Below are 23529 nucleotides of genomic sequence, written 5' to 3' on the forward strand. Positions count from 1 at the left end.
CTAGTTTTAGTCCTTTATAGCTTGAGCGTGGCTAAACTTAGCCACGCTGTTGAATCTGCAGACTCAAGTATCACACTTGAGTCCTTGATAGATAAGAACCAACTAAGCATAGAGATTCGTGTTCAAAGTAAAGCTCCTTTTGTCGTTAAACAACCTATTATTGTTCAAGTTGAAGTGTCCAGCGATCGCTGGTTTTCAAAAGGCGTTCATGTAACGCCTCCTGCTTATAAAGATATTGTCTTTTTACCTACTTCGAGTTCATCGATTACTGGAACAAAAAAGATTAATGGCCAAACATGGACATACATTATTCGAGAAATAACCTTATATCCCATGCAAGAGGGCGTTTATGAGCTGCCAGCTTTTGATGTATTTGCATCGGTTAATACAGAATATGGCATTGTTGAAGGCGTATTTAAAACTGACGACTTTCAAATTGAAGCTAGAATGCCAAAAGTGGTAACAGAACTGGATACAGGTGTAGGTTTTACAACTGAGATTGAAGATAACTTAATTGTTTCACCTTCTGTCACACTGTCTTTAAAGCATGATATCGGCAATGAAGTACTCGATATAACAGACGTAGCGAGAACGTTTAATGTCGGGGATGCAGTCACCCAAACGGTTTCTATCACCGCAAAAGGTGTCCCTGCAATGATGTTACCAGTTTTAGCACAAACACAATTGAGTGGGTTAAGTGTTTACCAGCAACCCAGTAAACTCAGTGATAAATCTAACCGAGGTGAATTAACTGGCATAACGTCGCAAACGACGAGTTATATATTTGAACAAGCGGGTGAGTTTACTACGCCTAAGCAAGTTTTGTATTGGTATAACTTACAACAAAATGAGGTAACAGAACTCACTGTGCCTTCAGTAACTTGGGTAGTCAAAGGTGGTGCCATAAGCGCGAGCAGTGATGGCAACGCTTCATCATTTAAAACGTGGTTGAGTAAATATAGTTTATTGATTGTCAGCCTATTCATTCTGATTTACGTGCTAACGCGACTTGCCCCGTATCGTACTAACCTTAAGGCGTTATATTTATCTTTATCTCAGTATGAAATTAAGCAATTACAAGTAAGCTTACGACAGGAATATGAGCAAGGAAATTACGCTAAAGTGTGTCAATTGTTGTACCGCTATATTGAATATCAAGATGCGCAATTATCAAAAATTGGTTCAGCAGTTTCATTGTTAAATCATCATCACTCAAATGAAAGAGGCCTAGATAATAGTCATTTAAATAATGACATTATTCTGAGTCTTAAACAGTTTTACAAATCTGACAGTGAAAAACATTCACTGCTAGAGCGGTTATTAACTCAAACATACTCAATAGATACTGCTGCACCGCTAACAGATGAACAGTTTAATACCTTATTACAGGTGACGGTATTGCTAAAATATAACCAGAGTAAGGGAAGTGGCGATATTTCTGCTAGTGCAATAAAATTAAATTAATCACAATAGCAGTAGAGGGTTATCTGATTATTTAAAGTTATAGGTAAGTGCTCGGGGCAAGTAAGGTAAGTGGCGCTTGTTTTTTATACGCGTTTTTTAATGAGGTATCCATTCTGTAATCAATATTTTTGAACCAAAAGTCAAGCTACACTTTTTCACTTATTCTGAATGTTAAGTATCTCTATCATTGTCAGTGCTATTAAAAGTTGTGAATATCAATCCATACGAACAGTCTTTGGCCTAAATAACCGACTAACTGCAACGCTCAACTGATTCATTAACTGTGATATATTGAGTTTTTAGGCTGTCTCATCTCACCGACAATGATGCATTATCTTCAGTTATGATTGGCGTGATTAATTGGCCTGATTGGTGAGTTTGATTGGTGTTAGTGAAACACTTACTTTTAATTGATGCTTATTGTCGTTTAGTTTTGACAGTACAGTATGAAACATGATGTTAACTGAGAATGTATGTCTAGCGTTTTACGATTTATTGTGGTTATTTTTGCAGCATTGGCAGTGACGTTTTTAGTGTTTTTTGTCATTGCAGCGCTAATTGAATTCCATATTCCAGAGCAAACGGCCCAACTCGTTCTTGATTCAAATGCTGATTCTTATGCTGATTTTTATGTTAATTCTTTAGCGAACAGTTCAGCTGCACAGTTTTTAATGATTTTGTAAGGCCGTTATATGTATAGACAACACCATTATCGAGCTTGGGTTTACCTGTTGGTAAGTTCTATTTTTATCGCACAACCCCTCGTAAATTATGCTCATGCGGATGATATCGTGCCATTTACCTCTGATGGTTGTAGTGTTTTCCCCGATGGCACTTTGGCCGACAATCAATTATGGCTTGCATGTTGTACTGCACATGATTTTGACTATTGGCAGGGCGGTACGGCCAAGGAACGCCTTGAATCAGATCAACGCTTAAAGCAATGCGTCGCCAACCTTGGCCAACCGCATATAGCTAGCCTTATGCTTGCAGGTGTGAGAGTTGGTGGCAGTCCATATTTTCCAACTACCTATCGTTGGGGTTACGGCTGGCCTTACCCAAGAGATTATCAAGCCCTGTCAAAACAAGAGAAACAACAAATTCAACGAGTCCTAAATAATCAGAAATAAGTAAAATATTCGCTATAACAGTAACTCAGTGCTAGGTTAACTAACAGTATATTAACGTTCAGAGTCGTTACGTTAGTAAGTTAACCCTTTTTCAAGCAAAATAAGGACATATTATGCTGAAAACATTGATTAGTAGTGCAGTGATAACGCTAATTCTAATGCTCACAGGCTGCTCGACTGCTGATAAGCAAGTGCAAGTCACCCCACAAATATCCCCACCAGCGCAAAGTGTTTTTAAAACTTATACTGCTGAGGACTTTTATAAAACCACCAGTGTGTTCGGCTCTTCTATCAACCATGATGGCACTGCAGTACTGGTAAGTAATGATAAAACAGGGATATTTAATGCTTACAAAGTGCCTGTTGACGGTTCTGAAATCACTCAATTAACATTTTCCACAGAAGAGTCAGTATTTGTAAAATCTTGGTTTCCCAATGACAATCGTTTTTTGTTTAGTGCCGATAAAGGAGGGGATGAGTTAGATCATTTGTTTGTACAAGATGTCGAAGGGAATCAAATCGATCTCACTCCAGGTGAGGGCCTCAAAGCAGTGATGTTATCCTGGCATGAAAATGATGAGTCTTTCTTTGCGTTGACCAATGAACGTGATGCTAAATACTTTGATATTTATCAATACAACACTGACGACTACAGCCGTAACTTAGTGTACAAAAACGACTTAGGTTATACCGTTGAAACCATGAGTCCAAATGGCCGATTCATTGTATTGAGTAAAGACCATTCAAACAGTAATACTGACTTGTATCTCGTTGATTTACGCTTGAAGATGGCCAAACCTCGTTTAATTACCGAGCACCAAGGTAACGTTTCTTATTCCGCCTACACGTTTACTAAAGATAACGAGCAACTATTATATTCAACTAACGAATTTGGTGAGTTTAAGCAAGCGTGGGCATATGACATTGCAACGGGTTCTCATAAAGTTAATTACAAAGCGGATTGGGATGTTAGTTTTAGTTATTTCTCAAAAGATGGTCGATATCAAGTTACTGGGATTAATGCTGACGCACAAACGCAATTAACCATCACTGATCTTGTCGAGCAAAAAGAGCTGTCCTTACCTAAGCTTCCAAGCGGCGATTTACGTGGCGTTAACTTTTCACAGGATTCTAAATCAATGGTGTTCTATATCAATTCTGATACTTCACCATCCAATTTATACAGCCATACCATTGGTTCTTCATCTGTAAAACGTCTGACCAATTCTGGTAATCCAGCTATTTTGGAGCAAAACCTAGTGACTGGTGAGGTGGTAAGGTTTAAAAGCTTTGATGGACTTGAGATACCAGCAATTTTATATAAGCCCAAACAAGCTGAGTTTAAAAAGGTACCTGCGTTAATCTATATTCATGGCGGGCCCGGCGGTCAATCTCGCAAGGGCTACTCTGCAACCGTTCAGCATTTGGTTAATAATGGTTACGCCATTATCAAAATTAATAACCGTGGCTCAAGTGGTTATGGTAAAACCTTTTTTCATTTAGATGATAAACGACACGGTGAAGATGATTTACAAGACGTGGTTTTTAATAAAAAATACTTACAAACTTTAAATTGGGTCGATGCTGACAAAATTGGCGTTATGGGAGGGAGCTATGGTGGCTACCTTACTATGGCGGCAATGGCGTTTACCGATGAGTTTAAAGTAGGTATTAATATTTTCGGCGTGACTAATTGGGTAAGAACCTTAGAGAGTATTCCGCCTTACTGGGAAGCATTTAGAAAAAGTCTTTATGATGAATTAGGCGATCCTGCAACTGATAAAGAGCGCTTACATAATATTTCACCCGTGTTCTTTGGTCATCAAGTCAAAAGCCCTGTTTTAGTGGTTCAGGGGGCAAATGATCCAAGAGTGTTGAAGATTGAGAGTGATGAAATGGTTGAATCTATTCGAGCTGGCGGTACACACGTTGATTACTTAGTATTCGATGATGAAGGCCATGGTTTTAGTAAGAAAGACAACCGTATTAGTGCATCAAATAAATATTTAGTCTTTTTACAGCAGTATTTATAGCCTATTGTTGCAAGTGATTAGAAAGCCATTTGATTATCAAATGGCTTTTTTATTAGTTGTTATACAAGGTACTTTTTAATAAATTAAAGTTAAAATCGGTATTAAGTCACTCACACTTATAGAGTAAGGATGTCAATTGAACACAGAGATCATTCATTCTGAAGCCCCAGATATTGTCGACCAACTGGTTGATGGGGTAAGAGCGTTTAACATAATGAATATGGGAAGTGAGCTATCAAAGCCATTAACTATTGTAATGCGAGATGGAAATGACAAGATCATTGCTGGTATTGCAGGTAGAACGATATATCAAAAATTTTTAATCAATGTGTTATGGGTAGATGAGACTTTGCGCAGCGAGGGATTAGGCCATAAATTAATGATACTGGCAGAAAAAGCTGCTATTGAACGTGGTTGCCTAGCTGCTCAAGTAGATACCTTAGCATTTCAAGCGGCAGGGTTTTACCAACGACATGGATTTGAAGTCATTGGTTCTGCACCTGCATTTGGTAAAAGTCCTGCACAATATTTTCTTTTTAAGCATTACGGCTAACTACTCAGCGTTAAAGGCATCAAGTAAACATTGATACTTGTCGATAAAATACTGATTTTTCGTTTAGGTAAGCCAATAATTGGTTCGTAAATTATTGATTAAACACGGCCTAGGTAAATATCAGTATTGAGCGAGTTAATAATCGCCTTTTTTACGAGAGCGAGATGCTGTCTGTACTGAATTGATCATTTTCCCTAAGGCTTTATCTTTAGCGCGTTTTTGCGCTAATGTTGCCCCGTTTAATGCTTGTTCTCGCATTAGTTTTTGGTAACTAATAAGTCGTCTTTCAGTTAACTCACCTGAAGCAAGCGCGGCTTGAATTGCACAGCCTGGCTCCGCTTGATGTTGGCAATCTGAAAAACGACACTGCGATGCAAGTTGTGTTATTTCACTGAATGTTTCACTAACGCCTTGCTCACACGCACCTAGCTGTAATTCACGCATCCCCGGAGTATCGAGTATTAATCCACCACTTTGATCACCTCGAGACATCCATTTAAGTGCTCTTGATGTGGTTGTATGACGACCTTTACTGTCATCTTCTCGTATTGCGCTAGTGAGCTGAGTTGAACTTCCCAATAATCCGTTGACTAAGGTTGATTTCCCTACGCCAGAAGATCCTAACAAAGCGATAGTCTGTCCTTGCTTACAATAATCGAGTAGCGGTAATATTTCGGTTTCATCAAGAGCATTGACTGAATGCACCATCATTAAAGGATTCAATGATTGAACTAACAGAGTTTTATCTGCCACATCGTCACACTGATCTGCTTTAGTTAATATAACAATAGGCGTGACTTGTGACTCATTGGCCAGCGATAAATATCGTTCAATTCGACTTAGATTAAAGTCATTATTTAATGAGCAGACAATGAACAAACTGTCTACATTAGCTGAAATAAGCTGCGACTCAACCTTACTTCCAGGCGCTTTTCGTTGAAATACTGATTTGCGTTCAAGTAATCGAACAAACTTATGCTGTTGATCACATAACACCCAGTCTCCAACACACAATCTATCAGTGACACTGGCTTGATGTGCCGTTTGCGACATTGCCCATTGACCGCTTGTGGTGAGTACGATCATGCCACTACGGTGTTGTTCAATAACTCGGCCAATAATTAGCCTATCATCTGCGTTGTCATCGCTAATTAATTCCATCTCATCCAGCGATAATTGTTGCTGAAAAAAAGGCTGCCAACCGAGTTGTATTAATGAAGGGGATTCACTCATTTACTGTCCTAATAAGGCGTCTTATGTGGTGTAACGTTAAGTATAGTCATCAGCTTAACTTTGCTTATTACGTGAGTCATTACTCGTGATAAATAGCATGTTATCAGATTACGAATTAACGACTTGTGACTATGGTAGCTAATTTAACTAGCGATACAGGGCGAGCAGCAAAGATACTACACGTTATCAGTACGACGGCTCAATTTGTAGCCTAATTGAAGCCTGAAAATGTCAAACTGACGAGTTGATGGTATTTTGCTCAGCAGTGTTAATTAATTGCACTACAATGGCACAAATGTTATTTAACATGTCATATCCCCACCCAGGATAAAAAACTGAACATGCTTTGTTTTTAGGCAATAAATTCACGCTTAGTATCTTTTAAAACATATCCTTCTAAGCAAAATCTAAGTTCATAAAAGCTTTAATTACAATATCTTATCTTTATGCTTAGAGCATGGGATATTTTATCGTTGTAATGCTATGATTTTGAAAAAATGATTGATTCTGCTTTAACAAATTGAATAAAAATGACTCAAAATAGATATTGCAAATACAAACATCATATGTTTACATAGTGGTTAATTTAACAAGTTTCACAAATCTGTAAACAAAATCGTTAGTAATAACAGGTTGCAATTGTGGAATGATTATTAGCTAGTATTTCCTTAATTTATTCAGATGATTAAGGTTGAATTAAAAGGACGTCCTTCAATGAAGTCTATCGTTGCCAAGCCACTATTGGTCAAATCGATGTTTAAAAAAACTGCATTAGTACTTTGTATATCTCAAAGCTTGATGGCTTGCCAAAATAAAGAAGCTAATGCAGAGGTTGAGTCTGTTGTAAATAGCGCAACAGTAGAACAAGAAACATCTACTCAAATTTTGCCTTTCTCTGATCCAACCAATTCAGGTGGTTGGGTGCTTAATACTGAAATCAGTGATGAATTTGATGGCACTGAAATTGACCAAGAAAAGTGGTTTGTCCAAGGGGAAAACGGTGATTACTACATTTGGAAAGGTCGAGCACCGTCTCAGTTTGCTCCTCATAATGTGATTGTTGAAGACGGCTTTTTAAAATTACGTAGTCAGTGGGAACCTGATTTTGAATTTGCTAATGAAAACTACGCTGACGGCAAAGTTGATGCGAAATATGGTTCATTGGCTAATGGCGATCCTATGCCAATAACAACCGCTGCCATTGTCAGCAATAAACGCTTTTTAAATGGCTACATGGAAATACGTTCCAAAGCGGTTAACGCTTCAATGACCAGTGCGTTCTGGGCCATTGGTTATCAGTCTGAGTTAGATATTTATGAACAAATCGGTAATCCGAAAATCATAGGCGATATCAAACCTGATCAATCTAAGTCAACTGTTCATGATTGGAGCCCACCAGCAAAACGTCCAACTCGTGTATTCCATCACAAGGAAAATTTACCATATCGCGTTGCTGACGAGTTTCATATTTACGCAGCAGAGTGGGGCGAAGATTACTTAAACTTATATCTTGATGGAAAATTACTGCAACGCTTTACTCAAAAAGAGCTAGGCGATCGTTGGGTGCTTAATAACCCGCTAGAAATTTGGTTGGATTCTGAAATTTTTGCTTGGTTAGGTATGCCTAATAAAGAAGAGCTTCCAGCTGATTTTGAAGTTGACTATATGCGAGTATGGCAAAAGCCTACCCCAGAACTACTCGACCGTGCATTCTTCGGATTTGAAGGGCCTATACTGTTTCAAGAAAATAAACGTCCGCTTAAATTGGTACCTGAAAATTCTGAAAATAATCAATATCAAAAGTTTTGGGATATTGATGCTAACTCAGCAAAATATGCAACCATCACTAAAGAACAGCGAATCACAGGTTTACGCAGCCTTAAAATTGCCGCAGACAAAGATGCCACAGATGAGCTAATCAAGGTTAGTTCACCTGAAAAAGCAGTGAGATTAGACAAAGGAGATTATCGTTTCTCAATGCGTCTTTGGGTTGATACTAGTAACTCTCATAGTGAGTTTAACGTGACTGTTAATAATGCAAATGGTGATGATGCAGGCTTTGTTTTAGCGCCATTCAATCTAAGCGAAATTGACCATGCGCACAAAGCACAATGGATTACAGTAAGCCAAGATATAAGCCTTAACGCGCCTGTAGCCAATGACGCTAAGTTAACAATCACGGTTGATCCAAGCCAGATTAAAGATGCGTCTGCATTATTTTATATCGACGACATTTCAGTCGTTAAACAATAAGTTAAGCTAAAAGGAAAGCCACATAATGATTTAGTTATGTGGCTAATTTTAATGGATTTAAACCGCGTTAATAGCAGATGAAAATGTATGTTGGCGCAGTAATATACGAGATTGACTGAAGTCTGATGTATCGAGCGGTCTCAAGAGAGTGATTATGATATTTCACAATAAAACGACAGCACTAGCACTTGCATGTGTCACTGCCATGGCATTGAGTGTGTTACCGATACAAGTCAGCGCAAAGGATAGCGAGAAACAGCCCGACGTGTTGATTTTGATGTTTGATGATATGCGCTTTGATACATTCTCTTATCGTGATGGCCCGGTTAATACCCCTAATATTGATGCATTAGCGCACGAAGGCATCAGATTCGATAATGCAATGACGAGTACGGGATTATGTTCACCTTCAAGAGCCGCGATGTTTACTGGTCGCTGGGGACATAAAACGGGGCTTGATGACAACGTTGGCCTGTATCATTCTCGTTTAGACGAACTGCGTGTCGAAGAAGGTGGAGTCATCAGACGTGCCGTTGATGCCGGATATAAAGTGGGCTATGTTGGCAAATGGCATATTGGCGCACAAGGCCCTGCGTTAAGAGGGGCTGAGTTTGTTTATGGTCATGATAAAGATGTAGAGCGTCATGGTCGCCAATGGGCGCCTTACGAAACGAAAGAAAATATCGCTAAATTCAAACGTGGTGAACGCGATGCTAATGGTGAAAAGCACGAATATTACCGCACAATGCCAGGCACTTTTGAGGATACCAAAGCGGGTAAGGAAGTCCGAGAAGGGCAAAAAATGCTTAAAGCAGCGGCTAAAAAAGATGAACCATTTTTTGGCATTATCAGTTTCGAACAACCTCATCCACCATACCGTGTGCCAGAACCTTACGCGAGTATGTTTGATCCAAAAACCGTAAAACTTCCTAAAAACCATGGTGTTGAACGCGTTAATAAACCAATGTCTCAAGATGATATTTGGTGGCCTTGGCATGATGTAAGTCATATGACCGATGAAGATTGGCGCAAGTCACGCACCTTTTATTATGGCGCGATTGCCATGATAGATCATGCGGTTGGTGAGTTAATTAAAACCGCAAAAGAAGTTGGTATGTATGATGATTTACGCATTATCGTTATTGGCGATCAAGGCAGTATGTTAGGCGAGCATAACCTATACGATAAAGGCCCATATGCTTATGACGAACTCATGAGAATGCCACTTATTATTCGTGATCCGAATGTCGAACCCAAAATCATTGAACGCCAAGTGTCTATGTTAGATATCGCGCCTACGTTGGCTGATTGGATGACATTACCCAATGATGGGGACGTCGATGGTCGTTCATTAGTTCCGCTTATGGAACAAGGTGATATCGTTGATAGTAACAAAGCCGATATCGCTTTGTATGCTTACGAATGGTACAACGGCGGCTGGTTTGGTATTCGGGCGATTAGAACACCAGAGATGAAGTTTGTATGGAACCCTGGGGATAGTCGAGATGAGTTATACGACTTAAAAAACGATCCCTATGAAATGACAAATTCAATTAACGACCCTAAGTTCAAAAAACAACTGAAACAGATGGTTAAGTATATGCATGATGAGCTTGTGAGAGTCGATGATCCTGCTATCACCAAATTTAAACAACATATGAAAGATATGTTGTAAACAGAATTTACGCTGGTCGGTTTGACATAACAATACTGATCACCGTAAACCTCGGCATTCATTGCCACTAACCCCTGTTTTAGATTGGAAACAGCTTTTGGCCAATGGCTAAAAGCTGGGTTTTTGCGGCTCCAATGTTGGCAAAGCAGTAAAAATAATTTCAATTAGGAGACATTATGAATAGCGTTATTAATCAAAGCATAGGTAAAACAATTCAGCATTGTTTAATGGGAACTATGTTAACGCTTTCTATTGCATCAATGACTTATAGCACGTCAACAGAAGCTGCAAGTATTGGTAATCAAGGAAGATATTTCACTAACAAAGTGACTGGAACGTCAGAAACAGTCAATTTATCAGGAAACGCATCGCAGCAAACGAGTCAGCTGCAGGCTGCAATTAACCGTGCGAGTAATAAAGCAAATGGCGGTGTTGTTAAAGTTATGGGCAACGACATCAAATTAGCTCAAATCGATCTTAAAGCGAATGTAAGGTTAGAAATTCAGTCAGGCAAAACCATTAAAATGGCAGATAAAGTGCTATTTAACTTAAACCGTAATGGCCAAGGTCCCCGTGCGCCGTTAATGCAGAATGTTGAAATAACCTCAACGGGTAGCGGTCGTTTTAATATAGACGTAAATAAAAGTGCCATCTTCTCTAATGCAATTCCAGTAAGAGTGGGGCATGTCAAAAACTTCGCATTATCAAACTTTAACATCAAAGATAACTATTCTATTTTCCCTTCGTTATTTATGGTGGCAGACAGTGACGCAAGAACGGTGGCTAATAACGCAACTTATGGCCGGATCCCCGAAAAAGGCGTAGTAGAAAATATTTCTGCAACCAAAGTGGCAGCAGGCTATGCCTTAATTCAGCTATTTAGTGGTAAGAAAATGCGTCTTAAAAACTTAGACGCTGAGGGTGGGTTAACGATTAGGTTAGAACCTGGTAGTGGCCGTCCTTCTGATTATTTAAATCAGGCTGGGCCAAGAGTGGGTAACATCGCTGATATTAAGATGATTGATATTGAAAACACTGAAGGAATGGCAGCTTTGTTCCTCAAACCTCATCAGAAGATATGTTCAGACATTACCGGCTCAAACATTCGCGGCGTGAATAGTGCTTTTACTATTATGAGCAATTCCAGCGACTCTAATACATTCAGTCGTGGTTATTTTGAAAGAACAAAGTTTACTGGGCGTATTTCGTTAACTAAAACCAAAAATACACCACTGGCAGATATTGGAGCCTCTTCACAATATTTTGTTGAACCAAGTGAAAGTGTTGGCAGAACGAAAATTGCAGATTTTCCAAATGATCCATCAGGACGTCGTTGGCATACCAAGCCAATGGCACCAGTGTTAATAGCTTCGGCGTTAAATCGCAATACGGTTGGTACCTCTGCTAAAGGTCGTTTTGGGATAGATATTTCAAATGCCAATATTATTAAAACTGGCAACTATGAGCGTTCAACGAAAGTATTTTATCGTGAAGATGCAATAAAGCTGAACAATAAGCCTGCAACTGCCTGGATTAATAAATAATGCTTAATTGCCGTGAAGCAAACCATATATTGGCTTGTTATTAATACATAACCCAGTGCGGTAATTAACTTTACCGCACTGTTGATATTTGATGGGGCTATATGGATATCACAAACAAGCGAGTTCAGCTAAGTGCATTCACTGTGGTTTTGCTCATCCTAGTTGCCAGCTTATTTTCAAGTATTGCGGGATACCGATATGCCGTTATTTCTTTAAAGGGAAATCAGTTTATTACCGCTGCTGAAGAAGCGCATCATTTAGCTAGTGAATTGCATCTTGGTAATAGCAAAGAAAACAAACGCGCTTTACAGAGTAGATCTTTCGCGAAGTTCGATGTTAATACATTGCCAAATAATGCCATAAATGAATTTACAACAAGCTGCCAATTATTGGTCGGATTAGACAATAAACTGAACAATTTAAATACGGAATTAAATTTTATTGAGTTATTGGGTGAAATAAATTCAATAAAAAACACTCAAGCTAAAAGCTTAGTAATCAACATGGTAGTTGATGAAAGTATTGGTTTTAACGAGAGGGTTGCCAAGGGGTTATATGATTTTGTACTAGATAACCCGGATGATGAAATCGCATTCGAAATATTGGAACAAAAATTTTCACATAAAATAACCTCAGAGCAGCGACAAGCGTTAAGACGTCAATTACATGCAATGACACAGCCTGAATACATTAAGCGTGCTATTCAACTCACTAGTCAAACAGGGGCAATGACAGACGCTGAAACACAGTCTTTTAATCTGGAATATCAGCCTTTTTACGACTCTCCCTATGCTGAAGTTAGAGCCGCGGCAATAGAAGTGATTGGGCTTGTACAGCGAGAAGATGAGATTGAATTACTTGAACAAGCTTTGTTTGACGTTGATAACGATGTCAGTAATGCAGCCTTAACAGTGATAGGCCAAAGGCAATTGAATGATCCTCAATTAATTAATGCCTTAACAATGTTACACGCACAAAATGGGCATAGTTTAGCTACCGAGCATCAACAACATATTGAAGCTTTATTGTATGAGTTTGGTGTCATTTGAATGAAATAATTATCAGTAATACCTTGTGTCATTACAAAGAAGATTTTAAAAATATTAAATATAAGTAATAACTTAGCGATAGAGAAATGGATGTTATGAACAATAAACGGATAAATAATATAGTTGAGGCTGTGAGTCATTGGCGTGGTGCGCTAATGGGGGAGTCGTTAACGCGTAATATCACAACTAGAAATATGACTGCACTGTTAACAATGGCAATGCTGGCCATTTCTGTATCAGCAGAAGCTGCACCAGCGTTATCGGTTGATGCTAATACTGAAATAACGAAGGGTAAACAGCCTAATATTTTATTGATATTAACTGACGATCTTGGGTACAACGATGTCGGCTTTAATGGTTCAAAGGAAATTAAAACGCCTAATTTAGATCAACTGGCAGCGAATGGGACATCTTTTTCACAGGCATATGTCGCGCATCCATTTTGTGGCCCAAGTCGAGCAGCACTCATGACTGGTCGATACCCGCATAAAATAGGTTCTCAATTTAATTTACCGACTAAAGGCTCGTTTGTTGGGGTGCCGTTAGAAGAACAGTTTATTAGTAAACTATTACAAAGTAATGGCTATAACACCGGGGCTGTTGGAAAGTGGCATCTTGGCGAAGCGCCTGAATTCCATCCAAATGCTCGTGGTTTTGATGACTTTTATGGATTCACAGGAGGCGGTCACAATTATTTCCCACAACAATTCAAAGCGCAATATGCAGAGCAGTTAAAGCAGGGGAATACGAATATCAATCACTACATTTTACCTCTTGAGCATAATGGTAAAGAAGTAGACGAAAACGAATACATTACTGATGCTCTTTCGCGTGAAGCTAGCCGTTTTGTCAAAGACGCCGCTAAGCATGATAAACCTTTCTTCTTGTATCTTGCTTATAACGCACCGCATGTGCCACTTGAGGCGAAACAATCTGATATGGATCAGTTTCCAACTATCAAAGACCAAAAACGTAAAACCTATGCTGGCATGGTGTATGCCGTTGACCGTGGTGTCGGTCAGATTGTTGAAACGCTCGATAAAACTGATCAACTTAATAATACTTTAATCGTTTTTATGAGTGATAACGGCGGCAAGTTAAGTAAAGGCGCCAATAACTATCCTTTAAAAGAGGGTAAAGGCAGTGTTTATGAAGGTGGTTACAGAACGCCAATGTTATTCCATTGGCCTGACAAGGTGGCATCAGGGCAACGTTTTGAACATCCTGTTTTAGCATTGGATTTGTATCCTACTTTTGCAGCGCTTGCTGGCGCGGACGTCCCGCAACAGAAACGTTTAGACGGTAAGAACATCTGGCCAGCATTCAGTGCCAATAAAAACCCACATCAAGATGAATTATTTTATGTCCTTCGTCATCGCAAAGGCTATAGCGATGCGGCAGTGAGACGTAATGAATGGAAAGCTGTTAAACACAGTCAACAACCCTGGAAACTGTTTAACGTCGAAACTGATGCCAACGAAACTGAAGATCTCAGTTCAAAGCATCGCAATAAATTGAATGATATGGTTCGTGAGATGGAAAAGTGGAGCTGGGATAATAAACAGCCTTTATGGTTTCACGAAAACTTTGAAGGAGCGGAATGGCGTCTACATGGCATGCCACGTTTTGACAAAACTTACTCTACTGAAAAGTAATCATCACACTTTTCCATTTTTAGTTAAGTCATCATCGTAAGCCCTTACGGTGATGCATTGCAGCAGGATGTTCAAATGCATAATTTATCAAAGCGATCCCTTTCACTTGTTAGCCTTGCCGTTATGCTGGCTATAGGCGGCTGTCAATCCACCCACGATAATAACATCGATAATGTGAAGCCTTTGGTGTCATTTAGCGACACTCATGAAGACATCAAACTTGAGAAAGTGAATCGCCGTAAATGGGATAACCCAGTCATTGCCGATTTTGATCAAGATGGCTTTCAGGATTTATTACTGACTGATCATGGATATAGCGTCAAACTATATTGGAACAATAATGGCGTTTACGACAAAGGTTATGATCTGATTGTCGGTGATATGCATGGTATTGGTGTAAGTGACTACAACCATGATGGCAAATTAGACGTACTCATTTCACGTGGCGGTGGCTCGGGTTCTAATGCTCGCAATGCAAAGCTTTACCATTTTAATGGCCGTGAAATCATCGAGGGAAATGAATTTAAACCACCGCTACAAAATTTACGAGGCCGAACCAGTAAGTTTTTTGATGCTAATAATAATGGCGACCTAGACCTGCTCTTAATGGGTTTTCCTTCAAGAGCAAAAGGGCCTAAGCCTAAAAGCGATTCTGAAAACTTTGTCTACAAAAATGACGGTAAAGGCAATATTGTACATGTGACAGATTTACCTCAAACCTATCAAGATGGACAAAAGGTACTTATCACGGACTTTAATCAAGATCAGATAGATGATTTATTAATTTATGGTCATAACAGGCTGATTGCCCTTAAAGGCACAGGGGGTTATCAATACCAAGATGTCACCGATACTTTATTTGAACAGGATATTAGGCATGTTACTGGCATTGCTGAAATAGATTATGACAATGATGGCGACTTTGATTTATACCTGACAAGAGCAAGGCCATTAGAAGCGGGTGACACCTTTTTCGATGAAAAATCTAACACTTTTGCGTTTTATACAAAACGTGGCAAATTTCGGTTTAAAGACTTGGTCATTGGCGACACTTTCGAGTTAGAAAATTATCAATCACCTTATCCGAGCCAAGATATTTTTGTGGGTGAAGGCACTTATAAATATCAATTTGAAGGTGAGCGTCATCGTGGCCAAAATGTCAAACTTGTGAGCAGTAATGCCTTAGGTTGGCCCGATAAACTGCCTAATAAAGGCATGTATGTCGGATATATAGGCAATGACACTTGGCGCATTGCTGGTAATACATTTTCGCCGACCACCGGTGTTATAAAAGGGGTAAAACAGTATGATGCGAATGTGCAACCTAGTGCACCGACTGATTTACTATTAGAAAATAAACACGGACGTTTTGTTGATGTGACTCAAAAAGCTAACTTAGCGATCAACGAGCATACTTCAAGTGTGACCGTTGCCGATTTCACTAATTCGGGACATCAAGATTTATTAGTCATAAAACAAGGTGATTTATCAACTGAAACAAGTCAATTGTTATGGCTCAATAATGGTCAAGGACAGTTTACCCTTGCAAAAGGGCATGGAGTCGTCTCGAAAGAATTAGGCGCGCTGGGTGCTGGCAGTGATAGCTTTGATTATAACAAGGATGGTTTTGTCGATATCATTTATGCTAATGAACGTGGTCAATGGCACCTATTTAAAAATGAGTCGCTAACGAAAGACAATACCAATTATGTTGTGCTAGACATTGGCAATTCGCCATCAAACGATGCCACAGCTATGGGAGCGGTGGTGTTATTGAAGGCATGTGGCCAAATTCTTTCACGTAAAGTCGGTGCAACAGGAGCGCCGTATACTCAGTCTTATAATAAGCATTTACACTTTGGTCTAGGCAGTTGTGAAAAAGTGGATTCTGCTCATGTTAAATGGACTAATGGTGAAAATCTAAATCAAACCAATATCAGACTGAATCAAATCAATGTCATCAACTAAACCTTATCAATACGACTAAGTTAACAACGCCTCGATAATATCGGGGCGTTTTTATTGGTAATAAGGGTTGGTGAAATAATCATCATAGCTTAGGATGATATAAGTCACTGTTTTTCAATCTAAGAAGTTATGGCTTATATGATTGCGACGCAGTATTCAATGGTAATAAACACAATATTGATTGGCTTAAACCTCGCACTTTTTGCCTTAATGACCTCAATATGGAGATTGAGTTATGTACGAAGAGTTAGCAATTTTAACTATTTTTGCTTTCAGTTATTGTTTAATCGCTGGCCGAGTCGAAAACTCGATGATTTCCGGGCCTATGGTGTTTGTGGTTGTTGGTTTTGTTTTAGGGCCTGAGATGCTTGGCTGGTTAGGCAAAAGCGTTGATGGTTCAGGCATGAGAGTATTCGCAGATTTAACCTTAGCAGTCGTGTTATTTTGTGATGCGTCAAACAGTAATTTATCCATTTTAAAGCGCCATATTGCGATTCCATCAAGAATGCTGCTTTACGGATTACCTGGTGCTATTTTAATGGGCTTTGCTGTTGGATACTTATTATTTCCTAATTTGAGTGTTTACGAAGTGGCAGCCCTTGCGACTATGCTGGCAGCGACAGATGCTGCGTTAGGTAAAGCCGTAGTGACGAGCCCAATAGTGCCATCAAAGTTACGTGAAGGCTTAAATATTGAAAGTGGCCTTAACGACGGCATATGTGTGCCTATTCTGTTCGTATTTCTTGCATTAGCAGCGGGCAGCGTTGTAGAAGGGCAAGTGACCCATATTGCATTTGAATTTTTATTAGAAGAACTAGGTATTGGCTTAATCGTTGGGTTATCTGCCAGTTATTTGGCCAGTAAACTGATTCATTACTGTTATAGCAAAAATTGGATTACTGAAATTTGGAGCCAAAATATTGTTCTTAGCTTAGCGCTTTGTTGTTTTGCTATTGCGCAATCATTAGAGGGAAGTGGTTATATCGCAGCGTTTTCGGGCGGATTATTATTTGGCTACTTAATGAAAGAACACAAACATAAAATGATATTACCCACTGAAGGCATCGGCGAGATTTTAGCGCTACTAACTTGGATGCTCTTTGGCGCGGTGATTATCAGTCGTGCGTTTGAAGCATTTACCTGGACTATGTTGATTTATGCGTTGCTAAGCTTAACGGTAGTGCGAATGTTGCCAATATTCTTATCCCTAGGCCTTAAAGGGGAAAACGTGGCGTCACGGTTATTCTTAGGCTGGTTTGGTCCTAGAGGTCTTGCATCAATCGTGTTTGTTGTCATCATGCTCGAGCGAGATTTACCGGGCGGAGAGTTCATGGCAATGACAGTAATCTGTACTGTGTTTATTAGTTTAATTTTGCACGGTATGACGGCAAAACCATTATCGAAATGGATAAGCAGTCGAGTGAATTAGGCCAAGACAAAGCGGCATAGACATGAGTCTGCATGTAAATCTGAGACTGATGCCTATGCCGCGAATGATAGCGTTAGTTAACTAGCTGCATAATGATAACGATAATGAGCAGTGGACAAATAAATTTGACGTAAACAGGCCATACTCGCCAGAACAAGCTATCTGCATCTACGCCTTCTTGATTGGCAATATCTTTTAATAAATCATTTCTATGCCATACCCAGCCAACAAATACCGCAATACCCAAAGCAATTAATGGCTGAGCTCTTTCAGTTGTCATGGTAATAATAAAACCAAATAAACTAGCAAAATTAAACACGATTAATGAGGCAAGGATTGCAATAACCCCGCCGACCAATAATGTCGCCTTATTTCGGCTGATAGTGGATTTTTCTACTATGTAACTGGTGGGTACTTCAACAATAGATATCGCTGACGTTAAGCCTGCTATGGTCATTAAGGCAAAGAATACAATAGCCAGTATATATTGACTATACCCACCAATTGAGTCGAATAATGCCGGTAATACTGTGAACACTAATGTATCAGAATTGAGTAAACTGCCGTCTTCTGCAAATATTTGCACCCCATTATGTTGTGCGACATACATTGCTGGAATAATCATCAGCGCGGCCAGAAATGCTACTGAGGTGTCCGTGAGAGTCACGTATGCAGTAAGCTTAGCTAAATTTTCTTGTTTATTTAAATAAGCGCCATAAACCATCATCGCACCCGTACCCACAGATAATGAAAAAAAGGTTTGTCCTAGTGCGCTAACCAAAACATCAGTATGAAATACCATAGTAAAATCGGGTACCAATAAGGCTTTTAATCCCTCAATTGCACCAGGCTGACTCAAGATATACATTGCACCAGCAATAAGCATGATTAACAGTAGTGGCATTAATCTTTTTGACCAGCGTTCAATACCCTGTTGTACACCTTGTCTGATGACTAAGATAACTAATGCAATAAACACTAATGTGAACACTAAATTACGTGATACTGAAAATTTGGTGAGCCAAGCAGAAAGTGATTGCTGTTGAGTGAGTTCTGCAACGGGGGCTAATGCAAAACTAACAAACCAACCAGATAAAATACTGTAAAAAGTACAAATGAGCGTAGCGGTAATGATGGAAACAAAGCCAATGGCTTTACCTATTTTTCTTGAAAGGGCATTTGAGCCAAGTTTTGCCATTGAATCAGCTGGGTTAGTTTGACCATGACGACCGACCATTAATTCCGCCATCAACATCGGGTAACCCAGCAATACGATCAGTAAAGCGTAAACTAACAAAAATGCACCACCGCCGTAGGTCGCCGCTTGTGTTGGAAACCCCCAGATATTGCCCACTCCTACAGCTGAACCTGCTGCAGCCATAATAAAACCGATTCTTGAACTAAATTGTCCGCTTGTATTCACGCTCATGCTTACGCTTAACTCTATATGTTAAAAAAGAGAGCGCATCATAGTGAAAATCAATAATGGGTCAATAAATTAAATAGCTTATTCGGTAAGTTATCGTGCAATAAATGATATTTTTAGATTCTATTTTTGAAATAAAATTCTTTTATTTGGTCGATTCTAGCAATTTGTTGTTATGTTTTTATCAATTGCGTTAACTGACGCAATTTAATTTGAGTTAAGTGACTTAGACAAAGTGAGAGTTACTTCACAAAGGTCAGGGTCAACCCATAGGAATTGCAGTGGTACTTTTTACTTTTTTGAGTACGAAACTGGATTGAATACCCACAATATGCGGGTTTGTGGTCAACTTATTAAGTAAGAACTCTTTGTAATCTTCCATATCCTTAACTAAGACTTTGAGTTGATAGTCAGCCTCACTGCCCGTGATCAGACAGCATTCTTGCACTTCATCATACTCACTAATGAATAACTCAAATGCGTTTAATACGTCACTTGCATGTTTGGCGAGTCTGACTTGGATATAAACGGTGAGTTTTAGGTTAAATTGTTCAGGATTGAGTAATGTTGCATAACCATTGATATAACCCGCCTCTTCAAGAGATTTAACTCGCCTTGAGCAAGGAGAAGGTGACAAATTAACCTTTGCAGCTAGATCTTGATTTGAGAGTCTGCCATGGGTTTGCAATAACGATAATATGGCAAAATCTGTGGGATCTAATACTAAGTTGGTCATAGTCTATTCAGCACTCTCGTTAAGAAATAACAACATGGGTTAATGTGAAAACGACATGTTCATTAAAACTAGTAAAGGTTAATTATAAGCGGGTTAGGACTTATTGTAATTAACTGAGTATAGCCAGTAAATACTGTTACTCATTGACTCATTTGCAATAATTAAAATCGAACCAGTAACCAATAAGCATGAAGCTGACTTCACGCGGGGAGTCGCTCAGAAAGCTTACATGCTTATTCGTTAAAACTTAACAGAAGGGCGGATACCGAGTGATACCCATACTGGCAAACAATAACGTGATGCTATCGAGTAAAACCTATTAATTTAAGACGGTAAAGAATAAATACAAGCCTTAATGAAGGTAATACACCAGAAGGTTGAATATTAAAATTACATTATGATATTTAAAGAAAAATCGACAACGAAAGTTGCAGAAAGGGATGCAAGATACGTTGTCGATTGCTTAAATACAGCGGTTAAATAACTCAGTTGTCATCATTTACCAGACGCCTTTAATAAGGAATGTAACCGTATTAATTGGAGGCTGTTGGGGCAGCCTCCACAAGGTTAGCTATATAGCAAATGTGACTTCAGTTAAATCAGTGTCAACTTAGAAAATATACTGAACACTGCCACCGTAAAAGCGATTCCAATCACGTGGGTAGAACCCTTGACCGTAACCTTCTTGGTTGGTGTTTTGACGTGTAGTGTAAGCTTGGTCAAATAAGTTTTTCACGTATAAACTGAAACGTAAATTATCTTGGCCAAAGTTAAAGTACAGATCCCAAATACTTGATGATGGGTTAGCACTTTGGTTTAGTGCTAATTCATTAATTGATTGAGTATGTGCACCGTTATAACGCCAGTTAGCTTGTAAGCTACCGTTCCAACCAGTATTACCGAACTCGGTAGAGTATTTAAGCGTACTGAACAATTGCTGCTCGGCATTATTCGGGAATGAAAGACCGGTTTGATCGAAGCGTTGTAAACCTGTTACTGGATCAGTAGTACAACGATCTGCTAACTCTCCACCGTCACCAGCAGGACAGTTGATTGGCGTATCAGAAAAGTCTTCATAACGTGCATCAAAGATAGCGTAACTTGCTGTCCAACGAAGATCTTCGGTGATATCGACAATTGCATCGGCTTCAAAACCAGTAGAGCGTGCTTCATTCGCATTAACATAACCTGCAAACACAACGCCGTTTTCTTCGTCAATAACACGTGTTGCACGAACTTGATAGTCTTCAACAGTCATATCAAAGTAGGTGATGTTAAATAACACATCATTATCGAAGAAGCCTGAACGTAAACCAACTTCAAAGTTAGTAGATTGTTCGGGTTTAGTTGGGAATTGATCGGCATCAGCTGGATTCGTATTCGTTGTTACAAAGTAAGATGCACCTTTGTAACCAGTCGAATAGTTGACGTAACCTCGGATAGAGCGAGTAAAGTCGTAACCGATAACTGCTTTATAGATAAAGGCATCATCTGAATCAGAAAACGTTGTTTTTTCAGTTTGACGTTTAATTAATGATGGGTCAGTTTGCGACATGGCTAATACATCGGCGTATGTATCCATTCCGATACCATCAGCAGGAGTGAACAAGTCTGTACGCTCAAATGTTGCTTCACCGTTTTCATGTAATGCTCGGAAACCAAAAGTTGCATCAAGCTGGTCAGTAATCTGATATTCAAATTGACCAAAAATTGCGTAGTTTTCGAAATTCGTTGTGAAGTTACCACCAGATAATAAACGCCCTGGGGTCAAGTCAGCCATCATGCTTTCATCGAATACTTGGCCTTCATACATACTTAAGAAGTTACGGGTAGATTGACGATCATAACAACCAGATAACTCTCCACCGTTAATAAAACCGAAGTTACCTGCAATACAGCCATCACGGTTTTCAGAACGTTGACCTTCAGTATTGTGGTAGAACAAACCGACAATCCAATCAAACTTTTCATTATCAAAAGAGCTTAAGCGTATTTCGTGTTGGCTCACATCGACAGATTCATTACCACCAAAGGCTGAGCGCTCTAATGGGAAGTTTAGAGTGAAGAATCCAGAGCTATTATATAAGTCAAAATCACGGTAGCTACCGTTATACGATAAGGTAAAATCGTCATTCAGATAATAATCAGCTGCGATAGAAAAACCTAAATTTTCAGTAGAACCATAGTTCGCTTCTGGGTTACGTGCAGTAACTGGTTTTCCAACATCATCAAATGATTTAGATGAATTAATACGGTTGTAGGTTGTCCCTTCGATAGTACCGTCATCTTTCACGTTAATAATAGGTCTTGGCCCGTAATCTGGGTTTACAGGTCCAATTTGAGTCATAGAACAACAGTTGGTATCTGTTTCAGCATATTCTGCACGGAATAAAATATTAAAGTCTTCGCCGTCGTCATATAACAGTTGGCCACGAAGTCCTGATTTATCTTGTTCACCGATTTTGTAGTCTTCATGACCTGGCATGGTATTGTCGATCCAACCATCAACTTCACTCCATTGTGCATTCATTCTGAATGCCCAATTATCACCGATCGGTACATTTACTACACCACTAACATCAATACCGTTATCTTGAGTGACTTCAGTTCGGATATTGCCGCCAACAGCATTTAAGTTAGGTTTTTTGGTGACATAATGCAGCATACCCGTGGAGGTATTTTGGCCGAATAGGGTACCTTGTGGACCACGTAAAGCTTCAACACGTTCGACATCAGCGACCGCAAGGTTAAGCATTGACTGTCGAGGTAAAACTTCACCATCAATGACTACTAAATTTGATGATTGCAAACCAATAGAGTTAGTGAATGTTCCAATACCACGTGATTTTAGTGTAGTTGTTCGGATCTCACTGCTTTCATCAATACCGAAACCTGGTAGGTATTTAACAAGATCAAAGCCATTTTGTACGCCTAACTCTTGAACTAAGTCGCCATCGAGTACTTCAATAGAAACAGGAACATCTTTTAATGCTTGCTCACGCTTTTGCGCGCTGACCATGATGACTTCAATATCTTTTGTTGAAGTGGCCTGTTCAGCATTATCCGTTCCATCCTGCGCATATAGATTGCTTGATGTGGCTGCAAAAGAACAACCAGCCAGCAATATTGCTTTGTGCAATTTACTATATTTCGGCATTTTCTTACTCCGTGTATTTATTATTTATGTCTCATTGCGGGAATGTGACTTCCCCCCCCATACAAAATGAACCGAGTAAACGACGACTAACTGTTCACGATGTATTAAAACCTGCTTGTTGGTATATGTATAAAAAACAGGCAATACAGTTCATGTGAAGTATTTAAACATATGATGTTTAAATGTGCAACATGTTAAACTTTTGTTATTCTCACGGTCTATCG

16 protein-coding genes are annotated in these 23529 nt (G+C 39.3%); 12 read left to right on the forward strand and 4 right to left on the reverse strand.

Annotated elements, in window-relative coordinates:
* The first annotated feature begins 27 nt into the window (after positions 1–27).
* From SJ2017_RS09780 to SJ2017_RS09800, 5 genes are all read left to right on the forward strand, one after another.
* Positions 28–1464, forward strand: coding sequence for a BatD family protein (locus tag SJ2017_RS09780; protein ID WP_167692909.1), 1437 nt, complete (start codon positions 28–30; stop codon positions 1462–1464).
* A gap of 473 nt (positions 1465–1937) precedes the next feature.
* Complete coding sequence (locus SJ2017_RS09785) at positions 1938–2147, forward strand: hypothetical protein (RefSeq protein WP_080915633.1); 210 nt, start codon at positions 1938–1940, stop codon at positions 2145–2147.
* 9 nt (positions 2148–2156) lie between these two features.
* Positions 2157–2594, forward strand: a complete 438-nt coding sequence (locus tag SJ2017_RS09790) for a hypothetical protein (RefSeq protein ID WP_244899792.1) — start codon at positions 2157–2159, stop codon at positions 2592–2594.
* A gap of 113 nt (positions 2595–2707) precedes the next feature.
* Positions 2708–4627: an alpha/beta hydrolase family protein gene (locus SJ2017_RS09795; RefSeq protein WP_080915634.1), complete on the forward strand. Its 1920-nt coding sequence runs from the start codon at positions 2708–2710 to the stop codon at positions 4625–4627.
* 136 nt (positions 4628–4763) lie between these two features.
* A complete protein-coding gene (locus tag SJ2017_RS09800) occupies positions 4764–5180 on the forward strand; it encodes a GNAT family N-acetyltransferase (protein WP_055024043.1) in 417 nt (138 codons plus the stop codon).
* A 135-nt stretch (positions 5181–5315) separates the two neighbouring features.
* On the opposite strand, the gene rsgA is transcribed toward SJ2017_RS09800, so the two are convergent.
* The gene (rsgA, locus tag SJ2017_RS09805) at positions 5316–6413 is read right to left on the reverse strand and encodes a ribosome small subunit-dependent GTPase A (RefSeq protein ID WP_080915635.1); all 1098 of its coding nucleotides are present in this window, start codon (positions 6411–6413) and stop codon (positions 5316–5318) included.
* Positions 6414–7127: 714 nt separating this feature from the next.
* On the opposite strand from rsgA, the gene SJ2017_RS09810 reads away from it, so the two are divergent.
* The 7 genes from SJ2017_RS09810 (at position 7128) to SJ2017_RS09840 (ending at position 17986) form a co-directional block, all read left to right on the forward strand.
* The gene (locus SJ2017_RS09810) at positions 7128–8666 is read left to right on the forward strand and encodes a family 16 glycosylhydrolase (protein ID WP_218919246.1); all 1539 of its coding nucleotides are present in this window, start codon (positions 7128–7130) and stop codon (positions 8664–8666) included.
* Between the two features lie 154 nt (positions 8667–8820).
* Positions 8821–10341 carry a sulfatase-like hydrolase/transferase gene (locus tag SJ2017_RS09815; protein WP_080915636.1) on the forward strand — a complete coding sequence of 507 codons (1521 nt, stop codon included), beginning with the start codon at positions 8821–8823 and terminating at the stop codon, positions 10339–10341.
* Between the two features lie 176 nt (positions 10342–10517).
* Entirely contained in the window at positions 10518–11885 is a 1368-nt protein-coding gene (locus SJ2017_RS09820; RefSeq protein WP_080915637.1) for a hypothetical protein, read from the forward strand.
* 101 nt (positions 11886–11986) lie between these two features.
* On the forward strand, positions 11987–12934 hold the full coding sequence (locus SJ2017_RS09825) for a HEAT repeat domain-containing protein (protein WP_080915638.1): 948 nt from the start codon (positions 11987–11989) through the stop codon (positions 12932–12934).
* 95 nt (positions 12935–13029) lie between these two features.
* Positions 13030–14589 carry a sulfatase family protein gene (locus SJ2017_RS09830; RefSeq protein WP_240433858.1) on the forward strand — a complete coding sequence of 520 codons (1560 nt, stop codon included), beginning with the start codon at positions 13030–13032 and terminating at the stop codon, positions 14587–14589.
* A gap of 75 nt (positions 14590–14664) precedes the next feature.
* On the forward strand, positions 14665–16557 hold the full coding sequence (locus SJ2017_RS09835; RefSeq protein ID WP_080915639.1) for a CRTAC1 family protein: 1893 nt from the start codon (positions 14665–14667) through the stop codon (positions 16555–16557).
* A gap of 235 nt (positions 16558–16792) precedes the next feature.
* Positions 16793–17986 carry a cation:proton antiporter gene (locus SJ2017_RS09840; RefSeq protein WP_055024037.1) on the forward strand — a complete coding sequence of 398 codons (1194 nt, stop codon included), beginning with the start codon at positions 16793–16795 and terminating at the stop codon, positions 17984–17986.
* Positions 17987–18059: 73 nt separating this feature from the next.
* Here the strand turns inward: SJ2017_RS09840 and SJ2017_RS09845 are convergent, their stop codons facing one another.
* The 3 genes from SJ2017_RS09845 to SJ2017_RS09855 all read right to left on the reverse strand — a co-directional run bounded on the left by SJ2017_RS09845 (position 18060) and on the right by SJ2017_RS09855 (position 23305).
* The gene (locus tag SJ2017_RS09845) at positions 18060–19415 is read right to left on the reverse strand and encodes a sodium-dependent transporter (RefSeq protein WP_080915640.1); all 1356 of its coding nucleotides are present in this window, start codon (positions 19413–19415) and stop codon (positions 18060–18062) included.
* A 259-nt stretch (positions 19416–19674) separates the two neighbouring features.
* Complete coding sequence (locus SJ2017_RS09850) at positions 19675–20148, reverse strand: Lrp/AsnC family transcriptional regulator (protein ID WP_055024035.1); 474 nt, start codon at positions 20146–20148, stop codon at positions 19675–19677.
* A gap of 610 nt (positions 20149–20758) precedes the next feature.
* Complete coding sequence (locus tag SJ2017_RS09855; RefSeq protein ID WP_080915641.1) at positions 20759–23305, reverse strand: TonB-dependent receptor; 2547 nt, start codon at positions 23303–23305, stop codon at positions 20759–20761.
* Positions 23306–23529 lie beyond the last annotated feature (224 nt).

The sequence above is a fragment of the Shewanella japonica genome (assembly GCF_002075795.1).
Lineage (GTDB): Bacteria > Pseudomonadota > Gammaproteobacteria > Enterobacterales > Shewanellaceae > Shewanella > Shewanella japonica.